The organism is Zunongwangia profunda SM-A87 (genome assembly GCF_000023465.1).
Taxonomy (GTDB): Bacteria; Bacteroidota; Bacteroidia; order Flavobacteriales; family Flavobacteriaceae; genus Zunongwangia; species Zunongwangia profunda.
In genome coordinates this window covers 1586384-1610289 of sequence record NC_014041.1, presented here as the reverse complement: position 1 = coordinate 1610289, position 23906 = coordinate 1586384, and the positions used below count along the sequence as shown (strand labels likewise).

Annotated in this window: 22 protein-coding genes and 1 pseudogene; 4 read left to right on the top strand and 19 right to left on the bottom strand. The window is 35.9% G+C overall.

Annotated elements, in window-relative coordinates:
- Positions 1 to 33 precede the first annotated feature (33 nt).
- Positions 34 to 1218: a Pycsar system effector family protein gene (locus ZPR_RS07160; protein ID WP_013070985.1), complete on the top strand. Its 1185-nt coding sequence runs from the start codon at positions 34 to 36 to the stop codon at positions 1216 to 1218.
- A gap of 405 nt (positions 1219 to 1623) precedes the next feature.
- Entirely contained in the window at positions 1624 to 3051 is a 1428-nt protein-coding gene (locus tag ZPR_RS07155) for an exonuclease domain-containing protein (protein WP_013070984.1), read from the top strand.
- A 113-nt stretch (positions 3052 to 3164) separates the two neighbouring features.
- Here ZPR_RS07155 and ZPR_RS07150 read toward each other — a convergent pair.
- The 5 genes and pseudogenes from ZPR_RS07150 to ZPR_RS07130 form a co-directional block, all read right to left on the bottom strand.
- Positions 3165 to 3444, bottom strand: a pseudogene (locus tag ZPR_RS07150) (cation transporter); the annotation flags it as partial.
- Positions 3445 to 3508: 64 nt separating this feature from the next.
- The gene (locus ZPR_RS07145; RefSeq protein ID WP_041579752.1) at positions 3509 to 4462 is read right to left on the bottom strand and encodes a cation diffusion facilitator family transporter; all 954 of its coding nucleotides are present in this window, start codon (positions 4460 to 4462) and stop codon (positions 3509 to 3511) included.
- 199 nt (positions 4463 to 4661) lie between these two features.
- Entirely contained in the window at positions 4662 to 5078 is a 417-nt protein-coding gene (locus ZPR_RS07140) for a hypothetical protein (protein ID WP_013070981.1), read from the bottom strand.
- A gap of 78 nt (positions 5079 to 5156) precedes the next feature.
- Entirely contained in the window at positions 5157 to 6014 is an 858-nt protein-coding gene (locus ZPR_RS07135; RefSeq protein WP_013070980.1) for an AraC family transcriptional regulator, read from the bottom strand.
- 225 nt (positions 6015 to 6239) lie between these two features.
- Positions 6240 to 7319: a hypothetical protein gene (locus ZPR_RS07130; protein ID WP_041578754.1), complete on the bottom strand. Its 1080-nt coding sequence runs from the start codon at positions 7317 to 7319 to the stop codon at positions 6240 to 6242.
- Positions 7320 to 7631: 312 nt separating this feature from the next.
- On the opposite strand from ZPR_RS07130, the gene ZPR_RS07125 reads away from it, so the two are divergent.
- A complete protein-coding gene (locus ZPR_RS07125; protein WP_013070978.1) occupies positions 7632 to 7955 on the top strand; it encodes a cupin domain-containing protein in 324 nt (107 codons plus the stop codon).
- A 3-nt stretch (positions 7956 to 7958) separates the two neighbouring features.
- Positions 7959 to 8150: a hypothetical protein gene (locus ZPR_RS07120; protein ID WP_013070977.1), complete on the top strand. Its 192-nt coding sequence runs from the start codon at positions 7959 to 7961 to the stop codon at positions 8148 to 8150.
- Between the two features lie 220 nt (positions 8151 to 8370).
- Here the strand turns inward: ZPR_RS07120 and ZPR_RS07115 are convergent, their stop codons facing one another.
- From ZPR_RS07115 to ZPR_RS07050, 14 genes are all read right to left on the bottom strand, one after another.
- Entirely contained in the window at positions 8371 to 9225 is an 855-nt protein-coding gene (locus ZPR_RS07115; RefSeq protein ID WP_013070976.1) for a sigma-70 family RNA polymerase sigma factor, read from the bottom strand.
- 111 nt (positions 9226 to 9336) lie between these two features.
- Positions 9337 to 9768 (bottom strand): cold-shock protein, encoded by a 432-nt coding sequence (locus tag ZPR_RS07110; RefSeq protein ID WP_013070975.1) that lies wholly within the window; start codon positions 9766 to 9768, stop codon positions 9337 to 9339.
- A gap of 582 nt (positions 9769 to 10350) precedes the next feature.
- Positions 10351 to 11292 carry a fatty acid desaturase family protein gene (locus ZPR_RS07105; protein WP_148211676.1) on the bottom strand — a complete coding sequence of 314 codons (942 nt, stop codon included), beginning with the start codon at positions 11290 to 11292 and terminating at the stop codon, positions 10351 to 10353.
- Positions 11293 to 12006: 714 nt separating this feature from the next.
- Positions 12007 to 13368: an alpha/beta hydrolase family protein gene (locus ZPR_RS07100; RefSeq protein WP_013070971.1), complete on the bottom strand. Its 1362-nt coding sequence runs from the start codon at positions 13366 to 13368 to the stop codon at positions 12007 to 12009.
- Positions 13369 to 13396: 28 nt separating this feature from the next.
- Entirely contained in the window at positions 13397 to 14251 is an 855-nt protein-coding gene (locus tag ZPR_RS07095; protein ID WP_013070970.1) for a class I SAM-dependent methyltransferase, read from the bottom strand.
- 104 nt (positions 14252 to 14355) lie between these two features.
- Positions 14356 to 14991 (bottom strand): hypothetical protein, encoded by a 636-nt coding sequence (locus ZPR_RS07090; protein ID WP_013070969.1) that lies wholly within the window; start codon positions 14989 to 14991, stop codon positions 14356 to 14358.
- Between the two features lie 57 nt (positions 14992 to 15048).
- Positions 15049 to 15306, bottom strand: a complete 258-nt coding sequence (locus ZPR_RS07085; protein WP_041578753.1) for an alpha/beta hydrolase — start codon at positions 15304 to 15306, stop codon at positions 15049 to 15051.
- A 456-nt stretch (positions 15307 to 15762) separates the two neighbouring features.
- The gene (locus ZPR_RS23225; protein WP_148211675.1) at positions 15763 to 16065 is read right to left on the bottom strand and encodes a hypothetical protein; all 303 of its coding nucleotides are present in this window, start codon (positions 16063 to 16065) and stop codon (positions 15763 to 15765) included.
- 1401 nt (positions 16066 to 17466) lie between these two features.
- Positions 17467 to 18441 carry a DUF1259 domain-containing protein gene (locus tag ZPR_RS07075; RefSeq protein ID WP_008615549.1) on the bottom strand — a complete coding sequence of 325 codons (975 nt, stop codon included), beginning with the start codon at positions 18439 to 18441 and terminating at the stop codon, positions 17467 to 17469.
- A 458-nt stretch (positions 18442 to 18899) separates the two neighbouring features.
- A complete protein-coding gene (gene chrA, locus ZPR_RS07070) occupies positions 18900 to 20267 on the bottom strand; it encodes a chromate efflux transporter (RefSeq protein ID WP_008615548.1) in 1368 nt (455 codons plus the stop codon).
- The gene (locus ZPR_RS07065) at positions 20267 to 20989 is read right to left on the bottom strand and encodes a superoxide dismutase (protein WP_008615545.1); all 723 of its coding nucleotides are present in this window, start codon (positions 20987 to 20989) and stop codon (positions 20267 to 20269) included. Before ZPR_RS07065 ends, chrA begins: the two co-directional genes overlap by 1 nt.
- A gap of 137 nt (positions 20990 to 21126) precedes the next feature.
- Complete coding sequence (locus ZPR_RS07060; RefSeq protein ID WP_008615543.1) at positions 21127 to 21516, bottom strand: hypothetical protein; 390 nt, start codon at positions 21514 to 21516, stop codon at positions 21127 to 21129.
- A gap of 69 nt (positions 21517 to 21585) precedes the next feature.
- Positions 21586 to 22866, bottom strand: a complete 1281-nt coding sequence (locus ZPR_RS07055; protein WP_008615542.1) for a sensor histidine kinase — start codon at positions 22864 to 22866, stop codon at positions 21586 to 21588.
- Positions 22863 to 23546, bottom strand: coding sequence for a response regulator transcription factor (locus ZPR_RS07050; protein WP_008615540.1), 684 nt, complete (start codon positions 23544 to 23546; stop codon positions 22863 to 22865). Before ZPR_RS07050 ends, ZPR_RS07055 begins: the two co-directional genes overlap by 4 nt.
- Positions 23547 to 23906 lie beyond the last annotated feature (360 nt).

Below are 23906 nucleotides of genomic sequence, written 5' to 3'. Positions count from 1 at the left end.
AATTTGGCATCTGTTAAACTAGTACTTTTATAGATGAACAACCTATTCGATAAAGCTGATGATTACGTGCTTGAATTATTCAAGGAAAAACTCCCAAATACTTTCCTATATCACAATTACAAGCATACTGAACGAGTTGTTAAAAGTACAGAAGAATTAATTGAACATTCTGAAATTAATGTTAAACAAGAAGAGGCGCTTAAGCTGGCCGCATGGTTTCACGATACCGGTTATACCAAAGGTCATGAGAACCACGAAGCATCCAGTGTTAAAATCGCCGAAAGCTTTTTAGAGGAAAATAACGCCACACAGGAACTTATCGATCTGGTGTCTAAATATATTATGGCTACCAAATTTAGTCATACGCCGCAGGACATCGGAGAGATGATCATCAAAGACGCCGATTCTTCGCATTTTGCCAAGGAATATTACGAAGAAACCAGTGAACTTTTACGACAGGAGCTACAGTTACATAATCGCAAAAATTACAGCTCGAGTGAGTGGATTATGGAAAATATAAAAATGCTGACTGAAAAGCATAAATTTTATACTGATTATGCCCTAAAGAACTGGAATCAGGCCAAAGAGGAAAATCTGCTGGAATTAGTTGAAAAACAAAATAAGAGGGAGAAAAAATTAAATAAGGAAGAGCATAAAGCCCGACTTAAGGCTAAATATAAAAATGACAATCCAGAGCGAAGTATCCAAACGCTGTTTAGGGTCACGCTACGAAACCATATTAAATTAAGTGATATTGCAGATACCAAGGCCAACATATTATTATCGGTAAATGCGATTATTATTTCTTTAGCGATTTCTAACCTTATCCCTAAGCTGGATGCGGTAAGTAATCGCCACCTGCTTATCCCTACTCTTGTACTGGTTCTTTTTAGTGTAGCTTCAATGATCTTATCGATTATGTCTACCCGGCCTAATGTAACCAGTGGTGAGTTTACCAAAGAGCAGGTAAAAAATCGGGACGTTAACCTTCTTTTCTTTGGGAATTTTCATAAAATGCCTTTCGATTTGTTTAAATGGGGCATTAATGAGATGATTAAGGATAAGGATTATGTATACGAATCTTTAATGCTCGATCTACATTTATTAGGAAAAGTATTACATCGAAAATATTTACTACTAAGATTAACCTATACGGTATTTATGCTAGGGATTATCATCTCGGTAATTGCCTTTGTTATTGCTTTTTATTTAATGTAGATTTTTATTACTCCTTTAAATTGGACCAGGGGCTTTTTAGAAATTCAGCTGCGAATTATCGAATATCGATTAATTATTGAGCTGAAGAAGGCTATACCTATTGTAGCTATTTTATAAAAAGAGAACTCATTCATTTATTTTAATTCAATAAGCTTTCTGAAAAGCTAAGATTGCGGGCTATTCATAAGGAAACTTAGTTCCTAAATTACCACTACCCTTGTATTCCCATATTAAATATGTATTCGTTTTTTTGCTGTTATGAGCGATATGCATAGCGATTGAAAACGCTCTACCGGCTTCAGCTCTTATTTATAATTGAGAGCTTGGAGGAATCAAATAAGGAATATTTCCAATTTTTAGTATTTTTTCCTTTTAAAGCTTCAGAAATAATACTAATTTGGCAACATGAAAGAGGTAAAATTTGCGATAATTGATATTGAAACCACGGGCGGAGGCATTAAAGGAAACAAAATTACCGAAATTTGTGTGCTGGTGGTGCAGAATGGAGAAGTGATAAACGAATACACTTCACTGGTAAATCCCGGTACCGAAATACCGCTATATATCGAAACGCTTACCAACATTAATGATAAGATGCTGGTCGATGCTCCAAAATTCTCTGAGATTGCTTCTAAAATTCAGGAAATCACCAGGGATTGTATTTTTGTGGCTCACAATGTAAATTTTGATTATAATATTATTAAAGCTGAGTTTGAGAGTTTAAATTTATCCTTTCAAAGAAAACGCCTGTGTACCGTAAGGCTGGCCAAAAAACTTATCCCCGGTCTATTTTCTTATAGCTTGGGAAATCTTTGTACTTCGATCAATATTCCGCATGATAACAAGCATCGAGCCTATGGAGATTGCGAGGCTACGGTTACACTTTTTAAACGTTTTATAGATTTAGATCCCGATTACGAAGTTTTCAAGGACTTTTTAAATCAAAAAACAGCAGCTTCTTATTTACCTCCTAACTTTAGAAAATCGGATTTTGAAAAACTTCCTTCTACAACCGGTGTTTATTTTTTTAAAGATAAAGATGGAATTCCGCTATACATTGGTAAGGCTAAAAATATTAAAAGTCGGATAAAATCTCATTTTCAAGAAAAATCTAACCGAAAATATAGTCTAATGCAAGCTACGTATAGCATTGACTACGAACTTACCGGAAGCGAATTGCTTGCACTTTTGCGGGAATCTTCTTTAATTTTAAAATATTTTCCAAAATTCAATAAAGCACAGAAAAAAGTAAGCAGGCCTTATACCCTTACCTCCTATCACAATCAAAAAGGAATAGAACAATTTGTGATTCATAAAAATAAGGTTTCTCCAGTAAGCTGGATGAAGTTCTATACCCGTGAAGAGGCCATAAAATTCCTGGAATTTCTTTGCCAGGAATTTAGATTATGCCCTAAATATTGTGGTTTGCAAGCAGGGGTGGCAGAATGCAGCCATTATAAAATCAATGATTGCAGCGGAATGTGCCGGGGCGAAATAGAGGTAACCGAATATAATCAAAGGGTTTCTCGCGCTATCGATTATATTCACGAATATGAAAATTCCTGTTTATTGGTAGAAAAAGGACGTACAAAAACTGAAAAATCTTTTATATATCTTAAAAAAGGCCGTTATGCCGGTTATGGTTTTATCGAAAATTCTGAAGAGTTAAGTGAACCCTCTCAATTTGACAATTACCTGATTCCCCAGGAAAATTCGAATTATGCCGATAGAATTTTAAATAGTTATCTCAAAAATAAAAAGTATATTAAAAAAATTGCACTCGAACCCCAAGAGGAGGCTGCGGAACTGCAAAAAGAAGAGTGGTTTGGATAATAAAAAAATCTTGAAGATTTAAGGGGAATTACCTTTTATCATCACAGGATATTCCCCTTTTCACATATTCTCAACCACCACTTTTATAAATAAAAAGTGTCGATCTACGCAACATTAATGGCAAGAACAGACCAAAGTAGTTTTTTTGATTGGCGTTTTCTTTAAAGTCTGTTTGGTCGGTCTGTCCGATCGAGATTTTCTTACCTCCTAATTCAGTTCGAGGATAGACTTTTCGATTTGGTCGATTTCTCCGCTGTGAAAAACAGTCAGTTTTCGGTTGGGAATATCAAAGTCCAAATTTACAATACTTGAAATTCCGTCCAGTTTCATTCGGATTAGGTTTTCTTCCGAAGGGCAGTCCATTTGGGTGATTTCAAATAGGGTGTTCTTCATTTTGTTTTTCAGTGTTACGAACCGACTTTAAATAGCCGCATTAGCCGCTCGTCTTTTCTGGTTTTCAGCAATTCACAAATTTGCAGTGTTTTGTATTGGTTTCAATCTGTATGGTTGGATGTTTAATATTGTAGTTACTCAAGCGTTCTAAAATAGTGGTATAGACTTTATTTTCAGAAGGATTATCGGCACTGTCCAACACAGCACGTAGCGAAGCCACATGGTAGGTTCCGTCTAAACTCCAGATGTGGAAATCGTGAATGTTGGCAACACCTTCAATCGTATTCAGTTCTGAGGTTAGGGTTTCCATATTCACATGTTCAGGAACCGCTTGTAGCATTATCTTTAGGGTTCCTATTAAATTTTTGGTGGCGTTGTACGAAATAAAAGCAGCAATGGCGAGGGTAAGCAACCCATCTATCCAATTCCAACCCGTAAAATAAATCACCACAGCACCTATTAAAACAGCAACCCAACCCAATACATCTTCTAAAAGGTGAAGCATGATGGCTTTACTGTTGTGATTGTGGGAATGCCCGTGCGCGTGGTGGTGATGGTGGTGTCCTCCATTTCCATTTTTTATTCTAAGAAAGGCAAAGCCGTTGATGCTCACTCCCAAAACCGCTAACCAAAGCATACCCACACTATTGACTTCTTGGGGATCTATCAATGATTCTATGCCACTTTTAATCATAAAGACAGCTCCAATCAATAGAAATAGCGATAAGCCTAGCGCAGATAGTAATGAAAACCGTTTATAACCGTACGAATAATTAGAAGAACGTTTCTTTCCTGATATTTTTTCAAACAAAACCGCTATTCCTATAGCAACGGCATCTATAAAGTCGTGAAAAGTATCGGCAATAATTGCTGTGGAATTGGTAAAGATCCCGCCCACCACTTCGATAACCGCAAAGACTAAGTTCAACCAAAAGGCTAAGGTTAGTCCATTTTTGGTATCTGAATGTTGATGTGCTTCGTGAGGGTGCTCGTGAGAATGTTGGTGCTTGTGGTTCATAATAGAATCTGAATTAGTATTTTTTAATCTTTGGTGCATCTTACTAGTTAAACTTCAAGACAGTCAATTCGAGTAAAAATCAGTTGAGATTTTTGTATCGAGAATAGGACTTGAAATTTAAGTTCTCGATACAATTTTGCTTCGTTACACTTCACAAAATCACTCGAACTGACTAATTTTTATTTCTCCGTTCTTTTACCTAAGAAGTTAAGGAAGCTTTATGAAGTACGCTTTTGGCTAGTTCTAAAGCTTCTTCCTGGGTTTGGGCAAGCAGTAGTGGATTTCCCCAAAATTTCTCATATACAGAGGCAAACAATTTTAATCCTACACGCTTGACTTTGTTTGGTTCTACCTGTATGGTTGCTTGGATGAATTTGAGTTTTTCTTTATTTAGTTTCCGCCAGGCGTTTATTTTCCGGGTTTCTTCCCTGGAATGTTTGTGCTTTTCTTCAGGAGCCTCACCGGTGCTAACCATTACAAAAGGTTTTCCGCTCTCGAACAAACCCGTAAACGCGGCCATATCCTTATCGTGATTGTGGTTTTCAGTTGTTGTTTGTTCCAGGCTGTGTTGAAAATCAACCAACACTATTGGGAATTTTGAATCATCTATAATCATTACCTCTACATTTAATACGTTTGCAAAGTTAGAACGATTCTAAATAATTGCATTGTATCAATAAGCGTATCTGTTGGACTAATCGTGGTTTTTGTTTTGGAATGCAGATGCGGTTACTCCTGTTATTTTTTTAAATAATCGAGAGAAATAGGCGTAATCTTCATAGCCTAATTGTGTTGCGATTTCTTTAACAGATTTATCGGAGTGATAGAGCATCCGCTTGGCTTCTAACATCACCCGTTGTTGTATGTGATGTGAAACCGAATACCCGGTTGTCTTTTTGACACATTCGTTCAAATAAGCGGTAGAAATAGTAAGGGTTTTCGCATATTCACTCGGTTTTTTTACCGTAGTAAAATTGGCTTCCAAACGCGATTTAAAAGCCTTGGTAATAGACTCAAAACGGGAAAGGCTGTCTGGTGATTGAGTTTGTGCTAAATACTGTGAAGTAACTAATGCTACTAAGGCATTCCCACTGTCTTTGAGTACCGATTGGTATAGTTTTTCGTGTTTTTGCTCTGATAATTTTAAGCACAAGGATGCCGTTTCAGCAATAATGGAAAACGCTTCCCTTGTTAAGGATACTGGTCTTGCAGGGTTTATAGCTTCTAATACCGTTAGGTATTCCCGGTTCAAGGTTTCTGTATTGATTGCCCAAAAGCTTACTGTTGCTTGGTTAATGTGCAGCATACGGTGTACTTGATTGGGGTGAATGTAGAGGGCAGCAGCTGGTTTTAGGGTATAGGTATGGAAATCTATTTCAATGGATAGGGTTCCTTTTTCTAGTAAAAAAAACAAATGATAATCATCCCTGTGTGCTGCAGCCGCTTCTTTAAACGCATTTAAGTCTTTGAATGTCATTTTTCCGATGACAAACCCAGTATTCAACGCATCGTCCATCGTTTTTACAGGAATGCTCTTTGTTTGTTCACGCATGGTCTTTTTATTTGAGCGGATTTTGGTTGGGTTGTCATGAATGGCCTGGGCTATCTTAAGATGCGATAATAGCAACTATAACTTATGAGCTTATCGTTTTATTTTCTCCTTTCTAAAATTACACTTTTTCTAGAATACCCGTTAACTTAAGCTTAAACGAAATTGGGTATCGTTTATGAAATGAATTGCTATTTTACAGGATCTGCTATTATGTTTTCTAATCGATTATTCCTCGAAACAGGCCATCACATCTTCTTCAAAATAAGGTTTTTGATTTACCCAAAATATATAATCGATCTTTAAAAAATCTTTTGCAAATGCGTGTAATATTGGTACAAGTTTTTTTCTTGAACTATTAATAGGATCACTTTCCTCATCATAATCATTATCTGCTCCGGTTTTTCCTATATAATTGCCATCCTGAACGGCAATGCCCAGCGGAACAGTAAAATTACCTTCATGCATTTGGGCAAGTGCATGATTTAATTGTGCTTTTCTGGTCATCATCAAATCAGGGCCACCCAGCCCCACTTCTATTTTTTCACCATATTGATAAACAGATTTTAAATAGCCTTTATCTTCAAAAGGCAACCATTCGCCTGGAAAAAAATTGGCATAAAGCATCGTGGTCACGTTTGGGAATGCTTTTTTCAATGCCAACATATTGTTTTTAACACCTTCAACATAGGCCTGTTCTGTAAAATCAGGAGCTGTTTTAGGACTAACTCCAATAGCTGTTTCCTGGAGGTTAATTCCTGCGATTAACTCACCAAATTCTTTACCCAGTGCCATAAGTAAATGTGCAAACCTATCCTGTACTTTTTTATTCCATCGCTTAGCAACCCAACCTTCCGGCTCACCAGTATCATTATATTGCAACACCGCTCCCCCATCATATTCTTTGGTTAGCAGATAATCGGGAACAGCTTTATATTTTTTATCGAAGGTGACGTCTTGTAACTGGATAAAAAGTTTTTTATCATATCCTTTAAGGTAATTGACATCTAGTTTGATTTTCGAAAAATCATATCTTCCTTTCTCTGGCTCCAGTTCTCTCCAGGAATACATAATCTGGGCGCCTTTAAATCTGGCAATGAAAAGTAACGGATGATCAATTATAGGTTCTCTATCCCTTGAAAAATAGACAAAATGCTGAATATCGTCTTCTGGAATCGGACAAGCAGCATTGGCATAGTTTTTATAAGCCTCTTTGTATCTTTCAGATGGGTTTTTCCAGTTCTGGCTACTCAAAGATGGACACAGCAGTATATAACTGATCAATAATAAACATTTAATTCGGTTCATTTTTAAATTTTCTATTTATCATTTATGATAAATCCCTTTTTAGCGAGTCTATTACTACAATTAAACGAGGTATTTTTTTTAATTAAAATCCTGATAATCAAAACCAATCTACATGACTACAGCTGTTTTAGGAAATTTCTCGTCCTCTGCCAGCATATATTATTTTATAAATTCATTTTAAATAAAATATATCGATAATTCAACGTACATTCCATCTTTTCCGGCAATAATTTCTTGGGCATAATCATTACCTAACAATATGACTAACGGAAAAAAATAACAATTTTATACATCTATTTTACGGTAATAAGAATGAAAGAAAATGAATTTGGTCATTTAGTCCCTTTTAATTTAAAAAAAGAAATTCCTTATACTACCAATACGGTCGTACAAAGAACGATAGTCGATAAAGCATCGAGAATTGTGCAATTAATGGCATTTGACTATGGTAAAGTTTTAGCAATCACATCTGATGGTACGCAATTTCATGTGCTTATTGAGGGTAAAGCTGAAATGGTTATAGATGAAGTCTCTACCTACCTGCAACCCGGAGATTCTATTATTGTTCCCCCAGGCACAAACTATACTTTAGAAGCTAATGAGAAATTTAAAATATTAACCATTAATTTAGAATAACCAATGTTTTACAAAAAACCTTTATATCAATCTACCGATAAAGTTTGTGCAAAAGAAAATCCTGAACAAGAACTTAGGATCAGGATTTATGCCTACAATATTTATTACTGTACTATAAAAAATAATCCCGAAGCTAAAGAACTTATCTATTTCGAAAATGAGCTAACTCCATATCCCGTTCTAAAGAGCAAGTGATAATAAACAATTCATGGGGTATCAAAAGATGCTTTTAAATAGGATGATAAGCATGATAAGCATTAGGTGCTACTGATTTTTAAAAAATTGAAGGAAGTAAGAAGTTTAAAAAGTTCGCCCGGTATACATCAGAAAGTCTTTTTTATAATTTCGTGCTTAGCCAATACTGAGTAGTTGAAAAGCATCTGGGCAGTACGCCCTACATCAGCGATTAAAAAGCTTATGAAAATAAGATAGCGGCTTTTGGCGAACGACGAAGCTTGATAAGTCCCATTTCCTTAATTTGCCGCACTCGCTCTGAGGTTAATCCTAAAAGCGTACTTATATCTCTCAGGCTTTTAGCCTCCCCACCGTTAAGTCCGAATAACAATATGATTACTTCTTTTTCCCGTTTTTCTAAAATAGTCATCAATTGATTTATTTCATGTGAAGTCGATACATTAAGTAGTCCCTGATCGGGATCTTCGATTTTACTTGTGATTAGTTGATTTAAGGTAAAATCATCATTATCATTTGATAAGGGTTTATCCAGGGATAGATAAGTGGCATTACTTTTTCCGGCTTCTTCGATTTCAGTTAAAGGTAAATTTAGAAAATTAGAGACCTCTTCCAAAGAAGCTTCTCGCTGCAGTAATTGCTGTAGGGCTGAATTTGCTTTTCTAATTTTATTAATAAGCGTTAATTTATTTAGAGGTAATCGTACTACTCTTGCGTTTTCAGAAATTGACTGAACCATTGCCTGGCGTATCCACCACACCGCATAAGAAATAAATTTAAAGCCTCGTGTTTCGTCAAAACGATTGGCAGCTTTAATCAGCCCCAAATTCCCTTCAGCAATAAGATCTGATAAGCTAAGGCCTTTAAACTGGTATTGTTTTGCAACCGAGACTACAAATCTTAAATTCGAGGTCACCAGGGTATGTAATGCTTTCTTATCCCCTGCTTTAATCTTTCGGGTAAGTTCCACTTCCTCTTCACTGGAAATACGTGCAATGGGACCAATATCTTTTAAATAAAAATCTAAACTTGCATCATCTCTATTGGTTACTTGTTTTGTGATTGTTAATTGTCGCATATATTATTTTTAATAAGGTAGTCCAATAAAGGATAAAGCTTTATTGGCGTACAGCAGCTTTTGGTAGAGCCAATGAATTTTGTTTCGATATAAGATAAAAAGGTGTTTGCTTTATCGCTTTTCTACCAGTGTAGCTTTAGCGCCTTTTGCCGTTTTTTGCTTGACAAAAAATACCTGGTCTTTTTCTGAAATTTCGTCCAACAGATCCTTCACATGAACAAAAATATGGTCACCGGATTTTTGATCTTTTATAAAACCATAGCCTTTTTCTATAAAAAAAGAAATTACTGTTCCTTTTCGCTTTTCTTCCTTCTGAATCTCCCGGTTATGGTTTACTGAAGGACCTGTGACAAGAAAGCTACCGTCCTTACTTCTGGTAGGCGTTTTACTTAGATTCCCCGATTCATCTACATAAATCATCATCTCCTCAAGTTGCTTTCCTTTGTTATTATCGGTCTTGCGGTTTTCCCTTCGCTTGTCCTTCAGTTTTCTTTTTTCAATCTTTTTTTTAATATTCTCTTTTTTTGAAAATGAATCTCCCATAATGTCAATTTTTATCATCTAAAAATCACCTTCATTAATGGCCAAATAGACCTTTAAAACTGCATGCGGTGATTAGTGTCACAAGACACTCAGCACTACCAAAAAGAAAACCGAAAAGGAGAAAACTTAACTAATAATCAACGTCTGGGGAGTCTAAGGTAAAGGCCTCTTAAATACCTATGAAATATATAACAATTCCCCTGGCCTACAGCAAATAACATGTTAATTTAAGCGGTCTGTTAAAAAATAAATAAGTGCCTGTTTTGTACAAAAAATAAAACTAAAGCTGGGGAAACTTGTTTTTGTTATTTTTAAACGCAACTACGTTAATTTGAATACTAAAAATATCGTAATTTTGCTCTACAAACTCAAATGTTTGCATTTTATGACATTACTTTTTACAGAGGCGTTTGCAATTATTATTGCGATTACCTGTTTACTACTTATTTTTTTATTACTTATTTATGGAGGGTTCCCCTTCATTCTTAATCGAAGAAAGAATTTTTAAAAAATAATATCTCATTAAAAAACTCCTTAAAAATTAAATTTTAAGGAGTTTTTTTATTTTATAAAGGGCAGCGATTACCTGCCAAGATTTCTTAACATCGCGATATGATCTGCAATTGCCCCGGTAAATGTAGATTTTTGATTATAAGGTATTCCAAATTCGAGTGCTGTATCTCTTACAATGGGACTAATATCCCGATAATGCACATGACATATATTGGGAAACAGGTGATGCTCGATCTGATAGTTTAACCCGCCTATTAACCAGGAAAAAGTCTTATTCTTTGGTGAAAAATTAGAAGTGGTTAGCAATTGATGTACCAGCCAGTTATTATCAATATTCCCCTGATTATCGGTTAATGGGTAATTAACATCTGGCATCACATGGGCTACCTGAAAAACACAGCTAATTACCAAACCGGTAACCAGGTGCATGGATATAAAGGCAAGAATGACAAGCCAGGGGGAAAATGGTAAAACCAGTATAGGCAAAACGATAGCATACATATAGTACGCCAATTTCCATAAAGTAAGATGAAATAAGCTTCTATAAAACTCTTTTTTATCTTCGATCAATCCCATTTTTCGATATCGGGTTAGCCTTACAAAGTCTTTTGCCGTAATCCAGGCTAAGGTTGAAATACTATAAAAAAACCACACATAAATAAATTGAAAACGATGAATTTTATATTTCTTTTTATGTGGTGAAAATCGTAAAAAAAACGGCATGTTTAAATCGTCATCCGCCTCATGTATATTGGTATAGGTATGATGCAAAACATTGTGTTGCAAATGCCAAACGGTGGCATTGGCACCGATAATATTCATAGAATAGCCCAGGATAGTATTTAGCTTGGAGTGTTTAGAGTACGACCCGTGAATAGCATCATGCATTACGCCCATACCAATACCGGCCATACCAAAACCACTGGTAATATATAATAAGAATACCATCCAGCCGGATGTTACGATACCTGAGCATAAAATTGATATTGGACCTAAAAACAATAAAAGCATGACTATTGTTTTGGTGATCATGCTAGAATTAGCATGGGTGGAAATCTGATTTTCTTTAAAATACTGGCGTACTCTTTTTTGTAAAAGTTTTACGAAACGGCGATCTAGCGAACGCGAAAATTTAGGAGGATGTTGCAAATTAAAAGCTTATTAAAAGGTGATAGATAAGACGATAAATCGGGGAAGAATTGTCGGTTGCTCCGGGAAGTTCTTGTTATCTTTACGTATTAAACGCAATTATAACGCCATAATTGCAAAATACATGACATTATTAAGTTAATTATTGCCTAATATTGGCATGATGATATTCATTTGCTATCTAATCTTTCGATTTTTTTAAAATGAATGTTTCTGCCAGCATCTTCGTATTCACTATACAAACTTAATGTTTGTACTCAAACAGGCTGTCACTTAGAACCTTGTTATTGAAAATTCCTGAGTATTTTTATAATCTTAGTAAGTGAACTCTAAATCTTATAGAGCTTTTATGTGGCCTAATCATGTGTTTGATAATAGTAACTATCTAGGGCAAGCCCACGAGGCATTTAATTGAACAAGCAATTTTAAAACGATACAGGTCTCGGCGCATTTCATCCTGATTATCGAATAAAAGAATAGCCAACTACTTAAGGGGATTACGCATAAATCAAAAAATATCGATTGATTTTCTACGTTTTTGCCTATAAATATTATTAAGTCTGATGCTTCAGCAGATTAATCCCTCTCTAAAATCCACTCTAACATTAAATTCAAGACCTTAGGGGACATGGTTTGTTCAATTTCAGAATATTCATTGGGCATACCGGTCTTACTTTCCTGAAATAGATGATTTAAGTTTTCCATTTTAATAATTTCAATATTTTTATTTTCAAGCTTTTCTAAGGCTAACGCATTTTCAATTGCCGGAACCTGAACATCCTTTTTTCCAAATAAAGCCAGTATTGGAATGTCTACTTCTTTTAATGCGGTAGTAGGATCATAGTTTATAAAATATTGCATCCACGGAGAAGTCATACTTTCAATTAAACTATTTGTTTGAGCAGCGTTTATCGAATTGTTTGTTTCCTCTTTAAAATAGGCTGCTAAGTCTTCTTTTAGTGCATCGTTAGTTTTAGTATTAGAAGCGATAAGTTCATAAGCGCCATGAAATACTTCCTGACTTCTATTTACGATACTGTCATGAATCCCACTTTTCTCTTCAATCAGTTTTTTCTGAAGTAGTAACAAATCTTTTCCTCTTAAAACAGCTCCAGCCAAAAGAACAATAAAATCAACATCTTTGGATTTTGACGCAATCATAGGAGCAATTATCCCTCCCTCACTATGTCCTATTAATCCGAGTTTTGAAATTTTTAGATCTTTTCTTGATTTTAAATATGTTATAGCCGCTTCAGTATCCCTGGATAAATCCTTAGAAGTAGCTGTTGCGTATTCCCCTTCTGATTTCCCAACGCCCCTGTCATCGTATCGCAATACAGCTATTCCATGGCGCGTCAAAAAATCTGAAATTAATAGAAATGGTTTATGGCCCATAATTTCTTCATTTCTATTTTGGGGACCACTTCCGCTAATTAAAATGACCACAGGAAATTTTTCAAGAACTTCAGGGGTCGTTAAGGTTCCTGCTAAGCTTATATCATCAGATTCATTATAAAACCTAACCTCTTCTGCATGATAAGGGAAAGGTTCTTTGGGTTCTTGAGGTCGATTTATAGCTGTAGTGAAATTATCCCTACTTAGGTTTAAGGCTAATTTTAAGCCTCCTTGCTGAAAAGTACCTGCTATTATTTCTTGTGTATGATCATATTCACCTGTATATTTTATTCCCATTGCCGGAGCTTCTAATAGTAACTGGGAATTTGTTACTGTTGTTCTGGCAACAGGTAACCCTATTGCCATTTGCTTAGGACTATCCATAGTTGTGCTGTAACTGCTATCTTGCTTCTTAATATGAAAAACTAAAGGCAGTTTGGTTCCCTGTATTTGTAAGCTTCCATACCAATCTCCAAGAAGTTCCTGCCCCTGTATAAAAGAACTCATTAGAGCAAAACAAATTAAAAGTAAAATATTTCTCATAGTATTTATTAAAAGGTGTCTTACCTGTTTAGTTGTTATAAAACTGATTATTTTTTTTCAGCAAATAAAAATTTTCGTTGAGAATCATTGTTTTTTCTTCCGCTATTTTATGAGCATATTTTTTTGATAAGCTAAAATAATCCTGTTGATCCATCAATCTATAATTAGGTATAGTGGTGTAAAATTGATCATCTATGGTTTGATAATCATCTTTACTTGTTTTTGAAACTTTTACATTGAAAAAGCGCAGTAGGTTCTTAAACGCCTGAGTCTCCTTTATCTTTTCCTGAAATGAAGCACTACCAATATAGTCTCCAGGCTTTTGAATTTCATCGAACAAGTTAAACAAGCCATGGGTTTCTTCCCGGTTTAAAAAGAAGAGCACTCCCTCTATAAGAATAAAACACGCCTGATTGCCTTTTATGGCATTTAGTTTTGTTAATAAATCATCTTTATAATCTGTACTAAAATCCACACCAATAAAATGAATATTCCGTTTGGGAAGCACCCCCTCAGACTGCCATTGCTCTATGTGCTGTTTTTTATAAGTTATGATTTTAGGTTTATCAATTTCAATATGAGTCAGTTTCTCATTCAGCAAAAACGGATACATACTGAATCCGCTACCAAAATTGATCAATACCGTAATCGCTTCTTTTTCTAGTAACTCATTGAGATGGGTCAGGAAAAATCTATTTCGTAAACAATGTGTAAAAGGCTCTTCCGAAGACACCTCCTGTAAATAGTCGATGATCCACCTATCGGTTTTAGGATTTTGCCATAGCCTGGCAAAAATATCCTGACTCAGTTTTTCATCGGTTGCCCGAAAGGCGGAAGTCACAAAAGCCGTTTCATGTACCCCTATGTTTTTTTGATGTTCCATACTGATTGTTATGTTGATGAGATCTTATGGCTCTAAATTAAACAATATTTATTGCTATTGCTATTTATGCTTACGGAATACCTACTCTTAAGCTGCTGCCCAGGTTAGTTATAATTAGCCTTTGCCCATCTAATCGTAGGTAATATCCATTCTTTTAGCGGTCTAAACAAAAAGCCATGACGCAAACCTGTATTGATTTCAATTTCTTTAAAATGTGGGATATCACATGTAGCGTTCTCCTTTCTGGCTACTGCTGAAACCCCAAATGGATCTGTTTTTTCATAGATGGTAAGGATATTTCCACAGAAATTAATTTCAGGAATATGCAGCAAATCACGCTCCCTGTAACTGGCGATAAAAACAAAATTTAAATTGGGATTATGCGCCAGTGTTGAAACATACTGTGCGATATAACCTCCTTTAGAAGTACCCACCACGGTGATTTTATTAGGTTCTACACCCATCGATATTAAACTATCTATCTGTTCAACTATTCCAATAGCATATTCCCTGGCATTCACATTGCCATTTCTTTTTTCACTTAGCACATTGAATCCCGAGGATTTGAATTCTTGTAATATAGCCTGATACTCCGTTTTACCATATTCCGGATGAATATCATCCAATTCATGTTCTTCTAAAAATCTATTATGAAGAAAAAAAAGATAGCGATGTGGTTCATTTCCATAACCGGTAAATATAAATCCAACGAAAAATACTACTATCAGATTTTTTTTCATTTTTAATCATTTTTTAATCCTACATGAGGAGTTAATTCACCCAGGCTTGCTTCGAAATTATAAAGAACCTGGCGTTAAGTCTTTATTGCGATTGGTATTTCTAACGCCTACAATAATCATTTCAGGCAGTAACCAATTTAAATAAAGAAATTTAGTAATTCCTATTGTAGGTATAAAATTATAATTTCTGTCAAGCAGCTCTACAACCGGATACTTTTTATCGGAAGTATTATAACTTTCAGATAAATGAATATCTAGTTGCCTATCCTCATCTAGAATCTCGGAAAATAATATTTCGGATTTTCCGATGCTCATATCCTTTGAAAAAAGCTTAAATAGTTGCTTATTATTAAGCTAACGATCAATAGCTAGCATTTCATAGCGATGTACTTTTTAATTTTATTAGAAGGGTCAGGAATACTTTGAACGCTTAAGTTATGACTTTTATAGGAATAGTTCGCTATTTCTAAGTTTTTGTAAACTACCTCAACCTTAGCGCACGAGGCACAAAATATTTTTATTTCGGGGCATGCGGATAGCTAAGGTGACGTGACGGGAATATGACTTCTGGATTACCGAGTGAACTAACTCTTACTTCTGTAAACGGAAAAAAGTACTTTTTAAACTTCTTAGCTATGTACCGTATTTGTAATGCCCTTGTTTAACACAGCTTAATTTTACTGGAGTATACTTAAGTTTAGAATAAAATCCTGATTCCATATTTAGATTTAGTGCTATAAAAAAATTTTACCACTTTTGTGATTGGATTTTTTATCGGGGTGGCAGGATTACCTTAGCGGTGATCCTGAAAATAGGATTGTTACTCAACACTATCCAATCCAGGCTACGCCTGATGAGGATTACCTTAGCGGTGATCCTGAAAATAGGATTGTTACTCAACACTATCCAATCCAGGCTACGCCTGATCCCTTTTTTTCTTTTGATAGCTCCCAAATCCTTCGATTTGTCGCTATAAAACAAAAAAATCCAACCACTTTCGTGATTGGATTGTCTTGGTCGGGGTGGCAGAACGCTTTTAAAACGCTGAAAACCCCAGTATTTGTATGGTTTCACGCAGTTCTAGTTTTTTGAACTCACGATTAACTCACAATTTAAATAGAACGTATTGGTGCAGTTTGATATTCTGACCTAATCAAATATACAAATAATTAGATTATGAATCCTGTCTAATTTATTGAGGAAGTAAAAGATCCGACTCCAAAAAAATCAAAGATTTTGCATCGAATCTGGTCAATCCGGAAAGTTTAGAACAAAAACCAATTTACTTTTTTCATCTGGAGCATTTTCCTTTTGCCGGCGAAAAGAAAAAATAGTGAGATCAGGATGAAATGGTTTATTCTCAATTTTATTTACTTCTTCCAGCGCCATCGCATTACCTTTTGATGCTACTTCATTCAGTTTTAAAATTATAGAGGAGCTATAAATAGCAAAGCGGTTTATGCGCTCCGGTTAATTTTTAAGCTTGATTTTTGCATCGAAAGGTAAGGTGATGTAGGAAGGATTTTTAAATAATTCTGAAAACCTGATCGGTGAATTTTAGTTACCGCCTAGCGGACTTGAGTCAAAAAGCTTTTTCGATCGTATTCTTTTAATATTTTAAGCTTTTTGGCTCGTGTCTAAGACAAATTGTAATAAACCTCTTTTGCTGAAATGGAGCTTTTGCGAAGTGGAGGTAAAAGTGGTAAGTGGGTTTGAATTTCAGTTTTCCGTGAAATTTGTCGCAAAAAACCACCTATTTACGGGGGTTGCGAGTGCATTTGTCGCAAAATACGTGAAAAATGATAGGATTTAAATTCGTAATTTATTGAATTTCAATGTATTAATGATCTGTAACATCGCTTCGCGTGTTACCCTCTTGCTATTCCCCCTTAGTTTTACGAACACACTTATTTAGGAATTATATATATGTTAGTGAGTTTCTGTAATTGTTAACTTTCTATCGGGGAATACTTCCCCATAATAATAAACTGTGACCGAACTGATAGGAACGAATTATACGCTATTCAAAGCTTCGGGCTGATACTTATTTGATAAAAGCCCTTGTTAGTTATCTCCGGAACGGCATCAGATGGAAAATCAGGTTTTAAGACCTTTTAATTTAATAGGAGTTCAACATCCTTTTCGTTAAAGAAAATTTCAACATTTTAAAGGGTAATCGTATATAGACATATAATTATCCTTTTCTTTTAAAGATAACGAAAATTTCGCCTGGGTTACTCATAGGTCTATTTTATTCAAGGGATTATTAAAAAGCTCACATAAAGTTTTATTTCGGCAAGTTCCAGACAGGACATCCACCTCTTGGCAATGGTTAGAGGAAATTCAGAATAAATAGAAAAATTACAGTATACGAGAACCGTAGGTATTTTTACGTGGAAAGAGGTAACGGAAATTAATCCCGTGTCTCCTCTCTCATTCATTTAAAATACCTCGCTAAATTAAAAATGAATTTAATTATTCATTTTTGCTCACCACCCCGGTCTGGTTAAGAGCCGTTTTCAGACCGTGGGCGAGTTTCTCGGCTGGGCCCACACCCCAATAATGTAAAAAGAATATTCTTGGTTCTTCATACACCATGTGATTATGTACTGCCACTACTTCAATACCGTTTTCTACAAGGGCTTTTATAACAGGGGCAATTTCATCGGCAAGCATGGTGAAATCTCCTGCAACAGCAGCTTTTTCTGGAGTCCCCTGCCAGCTGGCCCAGGTATTAAATCCCATAAAAGTACTAACAGGAGCTCCGTGCTCCCTAAGATCAACATCTGGCCTCCCTATTGTAATCTTATAAACTCCATTGTTAAGATTACCTGAATGTCCTATAATATTATCTATTCTATCAGTATCCAGCGTATTCTCGACTTCACTAGGTTCGGAAGCTGCAGGATTCCCACCACGCACTTCCACAACCTTATCGAATAAAGCTTTTACTTTTTCTGCAAGTACTCCTTCTTCACCCATACCTCCAATATGCATGTACATGACATTGGGATTATTCCTCACAAAATGATTATGGATGGCGGTAATAGTCAATCCCTGTCTTATTACTTCCTGTTGTACCGGCCACAAATCATCTTCAGTCACCACTATATCGCCCATGACCATTGCTCCCTCTTTAATCGCAGAAAATGCTGCCCAGCTGCCTAGTCCCATCGGGGGGATGATTTTAAAACCATCAACCATTATCTCTAGATCATTTTGGGGAACTACTACTTTATATTCCCCATTGTTTTCCGTGCCCTTAATGCCAATAACCTCCCGGATAGCTGTAATATTCAGGGGATGCCGTTCCATATCTTCCTGTTGTTCTATCTCCTTTTGTTTTTCAGAAGATGGGCGAGAACTGTCAGCATTCTCTTTTTTACCGTCATGGCCATTGCACGAAAGCAATAAAAAAACTGTTGAAATCAATACGTATTTACTTTTCATAATATGTTTGTTTTATTATTTAAATTCTTCTAATCAATCTAATGTTTTTATACTGAAATCATCAAAGTAAGTTACAGCATCTTCTTTGGTCCATAAACCCACCTTACCAGCTTTAGTGAGGGTGGTATCTTTAACTTTAAATACTCCTTATTGTTCAAATAAATGGTAAATCATCACTTTTAATATTAATTCCAGGCTCTTCCAGTTATCACCTAGAGCGGCAACATCTAAGCCATAGGTTTTTCCTTTTCCTACAAGGGGCAAATCTCTGCGTTAGCCATCTTCTACTTTGTACACACCACGTTATCCTCGAGTGGATTTGCCCGTACTACATAATAATTGTTTTATCCATAAACCGCCGCCCTTGTCGTGATTGCCGGTTACACCTTTTAAACATACCGTAAGTGCCATATCCTTTGTTATCATGCTGTTATCGACAATAGGGTTACAGCACATAATCAACCTAATTCCTTAAATATGAAGAAATAGATGATACCTGATAAAACACTGATCAGGATAGTTTTCAACATATCCCATTTCAAAATGAAATATACAAAAGAGGCTATTAGAGCAATAATTAATGATCCAATATTAACTGTGCTCCATTCGGGAATCAACCACCTTGCTCCGTACAGATATTTTTCGTTAACCTCAGAGAAAAGGGTGTGGATTGCAAACCAGACACCCAGATTAAGTACAACCCCTACTACGGCAGCTGTAATTCCTGATAGTGCAGTGGTTAAACTTTTATTGCCCCGTAGGTATTCTATATAAGGAGCGCCTGTAAAAATGAATAGAAAGCAAGGTACAAAGGTAACCCAGGTAACCATCAGGGAAGCTAAAATTCCAGCTGTTAGAGGATCGAGAGAGCCGCTTAATCTATAGGCCCCCATGAAGCCTACGAACTGTACCACCTGTATCAGCGGACCCGGCGTAGTTTCGGCCATACCCAGTCCATCCAACATTTCACCGGATTGTAACCAGCCATAATCTTCAACCGCTTTTTGAGCGATATAGGCTAATACAGCATAAGCCCCTCCGAAAGTTAGAACGGCCGTTTTACTGAAAAATAAGCCTTCCGAGAAGAAAATGTTTTCGACCCCAATCACCAGTCCAAGGATCAATAGTGGTAAAGACCATAGCGTTAGGAAAATAAAAATAGTCTTGAATGTTTTTTTTAAAGACGGCTTTACAGGTTGTATTTTGCTGTCAATCAATGTATTTTCATTATTGTCCTTGTCTTTATGTTCTTCAGCTAATCTATGCCCTTTAATGACATGGAATTTTTCTTCCCAAAGTTTTCCGCCAATAAAACCTGTCAATCCCGCTGCTATTATTATATAAGGAAAATCTACCTCAAAGAAAAATATAGCTATAAAGGCCAAAGCCGCCAAAACAAACATGAGCTCATTTTTGATGGCCTTTTTACCTATTTTAATGACGGCTCCAACAACTATGGCTAAGACGGCAGGTTTAATACCGAAGAATATAGCTTCGACAATACCAACATCTCTGTAAGCAGCGTAAAGAATACTGAGAATTAGTATTGAAACAAATCCAGGTATTACAAATAAAATACCTGCAGTTACCCCCCCTTTCGTCCTATGCAGCAACCACCCAATATACGTGGCCAGCTGCTGGGCTTCCGGCCCAGGCAGCAGCATACAGTAATTGAGCGCATGTAAAAAGCGGTCCTCACTTATCCATTTTTTTTCTTCGACCAGAATTTTATGCATCACCGCAATCTGCCCGGCAGGTCCACCAAAGCTATAAATGGCTACTCTAATCCATACTTTTATGGCTTCTTTAAAGGGTAATTGCTCCATTAAACAATTTTTATGGCCTTATTATATCGTTCTGCTACATTATCCCAATTAATGATATTTAAAATCGTATCGACAAAATCCCCTCTTTTATTTTTGTGTTTCAAATAATATGCATGTTCCCACACATCAATAACCAATAACGGAATCACGCCCCACTGGGTCAGTTTCTGATGATTCTCACATTGCAAGATGGTTAGCGATCGGGAAAAGGGTTGATAACCCAAAATACCCCAGCCGCTTCCTTCTACGCCTTTAGATACTTTTGCTATATATACCTGGAGCTTTTCAAATGAGCCGAAATCTTTTTCTATCTGTTTCAATAGTTCTGCTTTGGGCTGTGTTTTTTTATTGGAAAGGTTTGTCCAGAAAATGGTATGTAGCACGTGGCTTGAAAAATGATACGCCAGTTTGCGTGTCCACAAATCAACCTGGTCTAAATCTCCTGATTTTAGGTGTTCTTTTATTTTAATCAAATCTTTGTTTGCACCTTTAACTGCTCCACCATGATGAAACTCATAGTGTAAGTGAAGGGTTTCTTCGTCCATATGTGGTTCCAAAAATGTTTTGTTGTAAGGAAGTGATTTCTGGATAAAGTTACCGTTTTTGTCGACCAACTTATCTATTCCATTTTCAGTCACATTCTGCGAAAATACATTGTTAGTAGGGAGTATGGTTGCTCCACCTAAAATTGCTGAGTTCCTTAAAAAATCTTTTCTGTCCATAATTTTTTCTTTTATATGATTAAAATGCTATTCCAACTTGAAAACCAAAAGTTACTGAAAAAGGTAAATCATTGCCGAATCTAAACGGAATGGGCGTAGCGAGGAAATAAGTTACTTTTTCCTTTTTAATTATAGGTCTAACCATAACGGCCGTTGGTATTGAATGCAAGCCTGGTTAAAAAATTAAAACCTCCAATGTTTCGGTAGATAACACCTGGGTGAAAAAGTAATCCGGTTACCCTACTCGCACGATCATTAAAAGAAATCATAGGTGCAAACTCGATACTGTAAGCTATTTTGTCGCTCTGAAGAAAATTTATACCAACTGGAAAGCCTACTGTATAACTGCCATCAAAATTAAAGTGATTCCCGTCTTTTGTTATAGTGGCAATAGGATGCATAATACTAAAATAGTTTTTTATCTTAGGATAATTTGTTTCTTTATTTTCTACCTGTGAAAAAACAATTTTAGGGGTTAAAAAGGATAAAAGCAAAATAAGAATGATTTGGTTCCCGGCTCTGTTCATTATAGTTTCATGATTTTATTAAATGCAAGTATATGAATGGAATCTGTAGAAATTTGGGAAGCTGATTGGTTACCCGAAATTCACTTCAAAAATGTGCAATCCTTCTTCTTTATAATAATGAAGTCCCCATCCACTCGTTTCAGCTACCTTTAGAGCAATGGCTAATCCCAACCCCCAAGTATTGGGATTCCTGGATTGTTTGTAAAAACGGTTGAACAATTTATCCTTCTCAAATACTTTTCCTATTTCTTGCTTTTGCCCGGTATTGGCAATAATGAGCTTGTTTTCCATTATTTGAACGCTTACCATTCCATTCTCAATATTATGCAGAAAGGCGTTTTTAAGTAGGTTCTGTATCAGTATCTCCGTAAGCATAATATTTCCCTGCACTTTCAAACTATCTCGTGTTTCGGCTTTCACCGATATATTCAAGGCGGCTTTATGTTCTTCATAAAATTCCATGGATCGGCATAAAATTGTTTGAATATCAACCTGTTCCGAAAGGATAAACTGCCGGTTTTCGATTTTAGATAAGAGCAACAGAGTTTTACTCAGTTTTTTTAAGCGTTGTGTTGAACCGATAATGCCTTCAATAATTTCCGCCTGCTTCTTTGAAAGTTCAGCCTGCCCAATGAGTGCTTCCAGCCTTGACTGGATAATGGACAAGGGCGTTTGCATTTCATGTGAAGCGTTTTCAATAAATTGCTTTTGGCTTTGAAAGACTTCAGTATTTTTTCGGACCAGCTCATTCACAGCTTCATTCAGCATCCGGAACTCATCAATATTTGTAGATGGTAATTCGGGCATTTTCTCTTTATCAAAGCGCAAGAGCCGGAGCCTTTCGAGCATTTCAAAAAACGATTTCCATATTTTTTTGGAGATAATACGTTGGGTTAAGTAAAAAGAAAGCGCCAAGCCCATAAATAGGCTGCCGAGTGTAATGGCAATGGTACCTATCATTTCTCCCGCTTCCAGATGTGGCTTTATAATTTCCAGCCGGTAGTTATTATTGTGTAATTTCACATAAGCTGTAAGCTTTCGGTACTCATCAAACTCATCATCAACAGGCTCATAAATAAGAGTGTCAGTGTAGCTTTCATAGCTTTCCTGAAACACCTTCTTTTCAACAGGAAAAAAGGTAAAATCGTCTAGTGGGTTATCCTCTTTAAAAGGAGCTTCAGGATTTTCTTCTAGATAAGCTAGCAAGTTGACTTTGCGGTTGTTCAACACTTCATCTACATTTTGAAGTACATTCCAGCTAAGTACCAAATAAAACAATATCGAAAAAATCCCGAACAAGACGAGGAAATACAGCATTTGAAGGCGGGATGTGTAGGTAAGCAGCTTCATAAAGCCTGAATTTGATAACCTACCCCATAGATGTTATTTATTTCTACTTGTGCCCCGGCATCTTTCAGCTTTCGTTTGAGGTTCTTAATCTGAGAAAACAAAAAATCAAAACTCTGGGCCTCATCTACATAATCACCCCATACGTACTCTGCGAGCGCCATTTTAGAAATAATACGTTTATTATTGTTAATGAGGTGGATGAGTATAGCATATTCTTTTTTAGTAAATGAGATTGGCGTAGAAAAGTTATCTATTCTCACTAGGTATTGGCCTAGATCTATTACCATATTGGCAAAGCGGATAGGCTTATTGGTTTTAAACTGTTTCCTACGAATGACGGCTTTTATCCGGGCATTAAGTTCTGAAAAATAAAATGGTTTTATCAGGTAATCATCAGCTCCTAATTCGAGGCCAGTTAACTTATCATCTAGGGAATCTCTTGCAGAAAGAATAATAACACCATCAGTCTTATCTTCTTTTTTAAGAATTTCAAGAATTTCGAACCCACTGCCATCCGGTAAATTAATGTCTAGAATTAGACAGTCATAATCGTATAAATAAACACGTTCTTGGGCTGTTTGAAAGTTGCCTGCCGAATCATATAAATAGCCTTCTTTGGCCGCGAAATCCTCAAGGCTTTTTAACAGGTACGGTTCATCTTCTACAATCAGTAATTTCATAATAAATACAAATTAAGAAATTAATTCTGTAGAAATACTGGCTGAGCAATATCTTCTTCGCTTCAGTTCGATCTCAAAATCCATTGGCAAATAAAAAAATATGATCGGCAACCAAAACAATAACAGCTGAATCAAAGCCCCCAAAGTTTCTCAGTATAACGGACAAAAGTTTTTTAAAAGATAAATTTGGATTGGTGATAAATTTATGACCAAATACTTTGCTCTCAACGGCTTCCGGTAAATAGAAGCTAAAATGGAAAAAACAAAGGATTTTAAGGATATCAAATAGGTTAATTTTTATTAATAGGTTGATCAAAATTCCTAGACCTGAAATGATCCACCCAGTTTCGAAGAAATTCT

Excerpts from the sequence above, each read along its gene's own strand:
- ZPR_RS07160 (WP_013070985.1), top strand. The coding sequence starts at position 34 with ATGAACAACCTATTCGATAAAGCTGATGATTACGTGCTTGAATTATTC.
- ZPR_RS07155 (WP_013070984.1), top strand. The coding sequence starts at position 1,624 with ATGAAAGAGGTAAAATTTGCGATAATTGATATTGAAACCACGGGCGGA.
- ZPR_RS07145 (WP_041579752.1), bottom strand. The coding sequence starts at position 4,462 with ATGAACCACAAGCACCAACATTCTCACGAGCACCCTCACGAAGCACAT.
- ZPR_RS07140 (WP_013070981.1), bottom strand. The coding sequence starts at position 5,078 with ATGATTATAGATGATTCAAAATTCCCAATAGTGTTGGTTGATTTTCAA.
- ZPR_RS07135 (WP_013070980.1), bottom strand. The coding sequence starts at position 6,014 with ATGCGTGAACAAACAAAGAGCATTCCTGTAAAAACGATGGACGATGCG.
- ZPR_RS07130 (WP_041578754.1), bottom strand. The coding sequence starts at position 7,319 with ATGAACCGAATTAAATGTTTATTATTGATCAGTTATATACTGCTGTGT.
- ZPR_RS07125 (WP_013070978.1), top strand. The coding sequence starts at position 7,632 with ATGAAAGAAAATGAATTTGGTCATTTAGTCCCTTTTAATTTAAAAAAA.
- ZPR_RS07120 (WP_013070977.1), top strand. The coding sequence starts at position 7,959 with ATGTTTTACAAAAAACCTTTATATCAATCTACCGATAAAGTTTGTGCA.
- ZPR_RS07115 (WP_013070976.1), bottom strand. The coding sequence starts at position 9,225 with ATGCGACAATTAACAATCACAAAACAAGTAACCAATAGAGATGATGCA.
- ZPR_RS07110 (WP_013070975.1), bottom strand. The coding sequence starts at position 9,768 with ATGGGAGATTCATTTTCAAAAAAAGAGAATATTAAAAAAAAGATTGAA.
- ZPR_RS07105 (WP_148211676.1), bottom strand. The coding sequence starts at position 11,292 with ATGCTTTTATTGTTTTTAGGTCCAATATCAATTTTATGCTCAGGTATC.
- ZPR_RS07100 (WP_013070971.1), bottom strand. The coding sequence starts at position 13,368 with ATGAGAAATATTTTACTTTTAATTTGTTTTGCTCTAATGAGTTCTTTT.
- ZPR_RS07095 (WP_013070970.1), bottom strand. The coding sequence starts at position 14,251 with ATGGAACATCAAAAAAACATAGGGGTACATGAAACGGCTTTTGTGACT.
- ZPR_RS07090 (WP_013070969.1), bottom strand. The coding sequence starts at position 14,991 with ATGAAAAAAAATCTGATAGTAGTATTTTTCGTTGGATTTATATTTACC.
- ZPR_RS07085 (WP_041578753.1), bottom strand. The coding sequence starts at position 15,306 with ATGAGCATCGGAAAATCCGAAATATTATTTTCCGAGATTCTAGATGAG.
- ZPR_RS07075 (WP_008615549.1), bottom strand. The coding sequence starts at position 18,441 with ATGAAAAGTAAATACGTATTGATTTCAACAGTTTTTTTATTGCTTTCG.
- chrA (WP_008615548.1), bottom strand. The coding sequence starts at position 20,267 with ATGGAGCAATTACCCTTTAAAGAAGCCATAAAAGTATGGATTAGAGTA.
- ZPR_RS07065 (WP_008615545.1), bottom strand. The coding sequence starts at position 20,989 with ATGGACAGAAAAGATTTTTTAAGGAACTCAGCAATTTTAGGTGGAGCA.
- ZPR_RS07060 (WP_008615543.1), bottom strand. The coding sequence starts at position 21,516 with ATGAACAGAGCCGGGAACCAAATCATTCTTATTTTGCTTTTATCCTTT.
- ZPR_RS07055 (WP_008615542.1), bottom strand. The coding sequence starts at position 22,866 with ATGAAGCTGCTTACCTACACATCCCGCCTTCAAATGCTGTATTTCCTC.
- ZPR_RS07050 (WP_008615540.1), bottom strand. The coding sequence starts at position 23,546 with ATGAAATTACTGATTGTAGAAGATGAACCGTACCTGTTAAAAAGCCTT.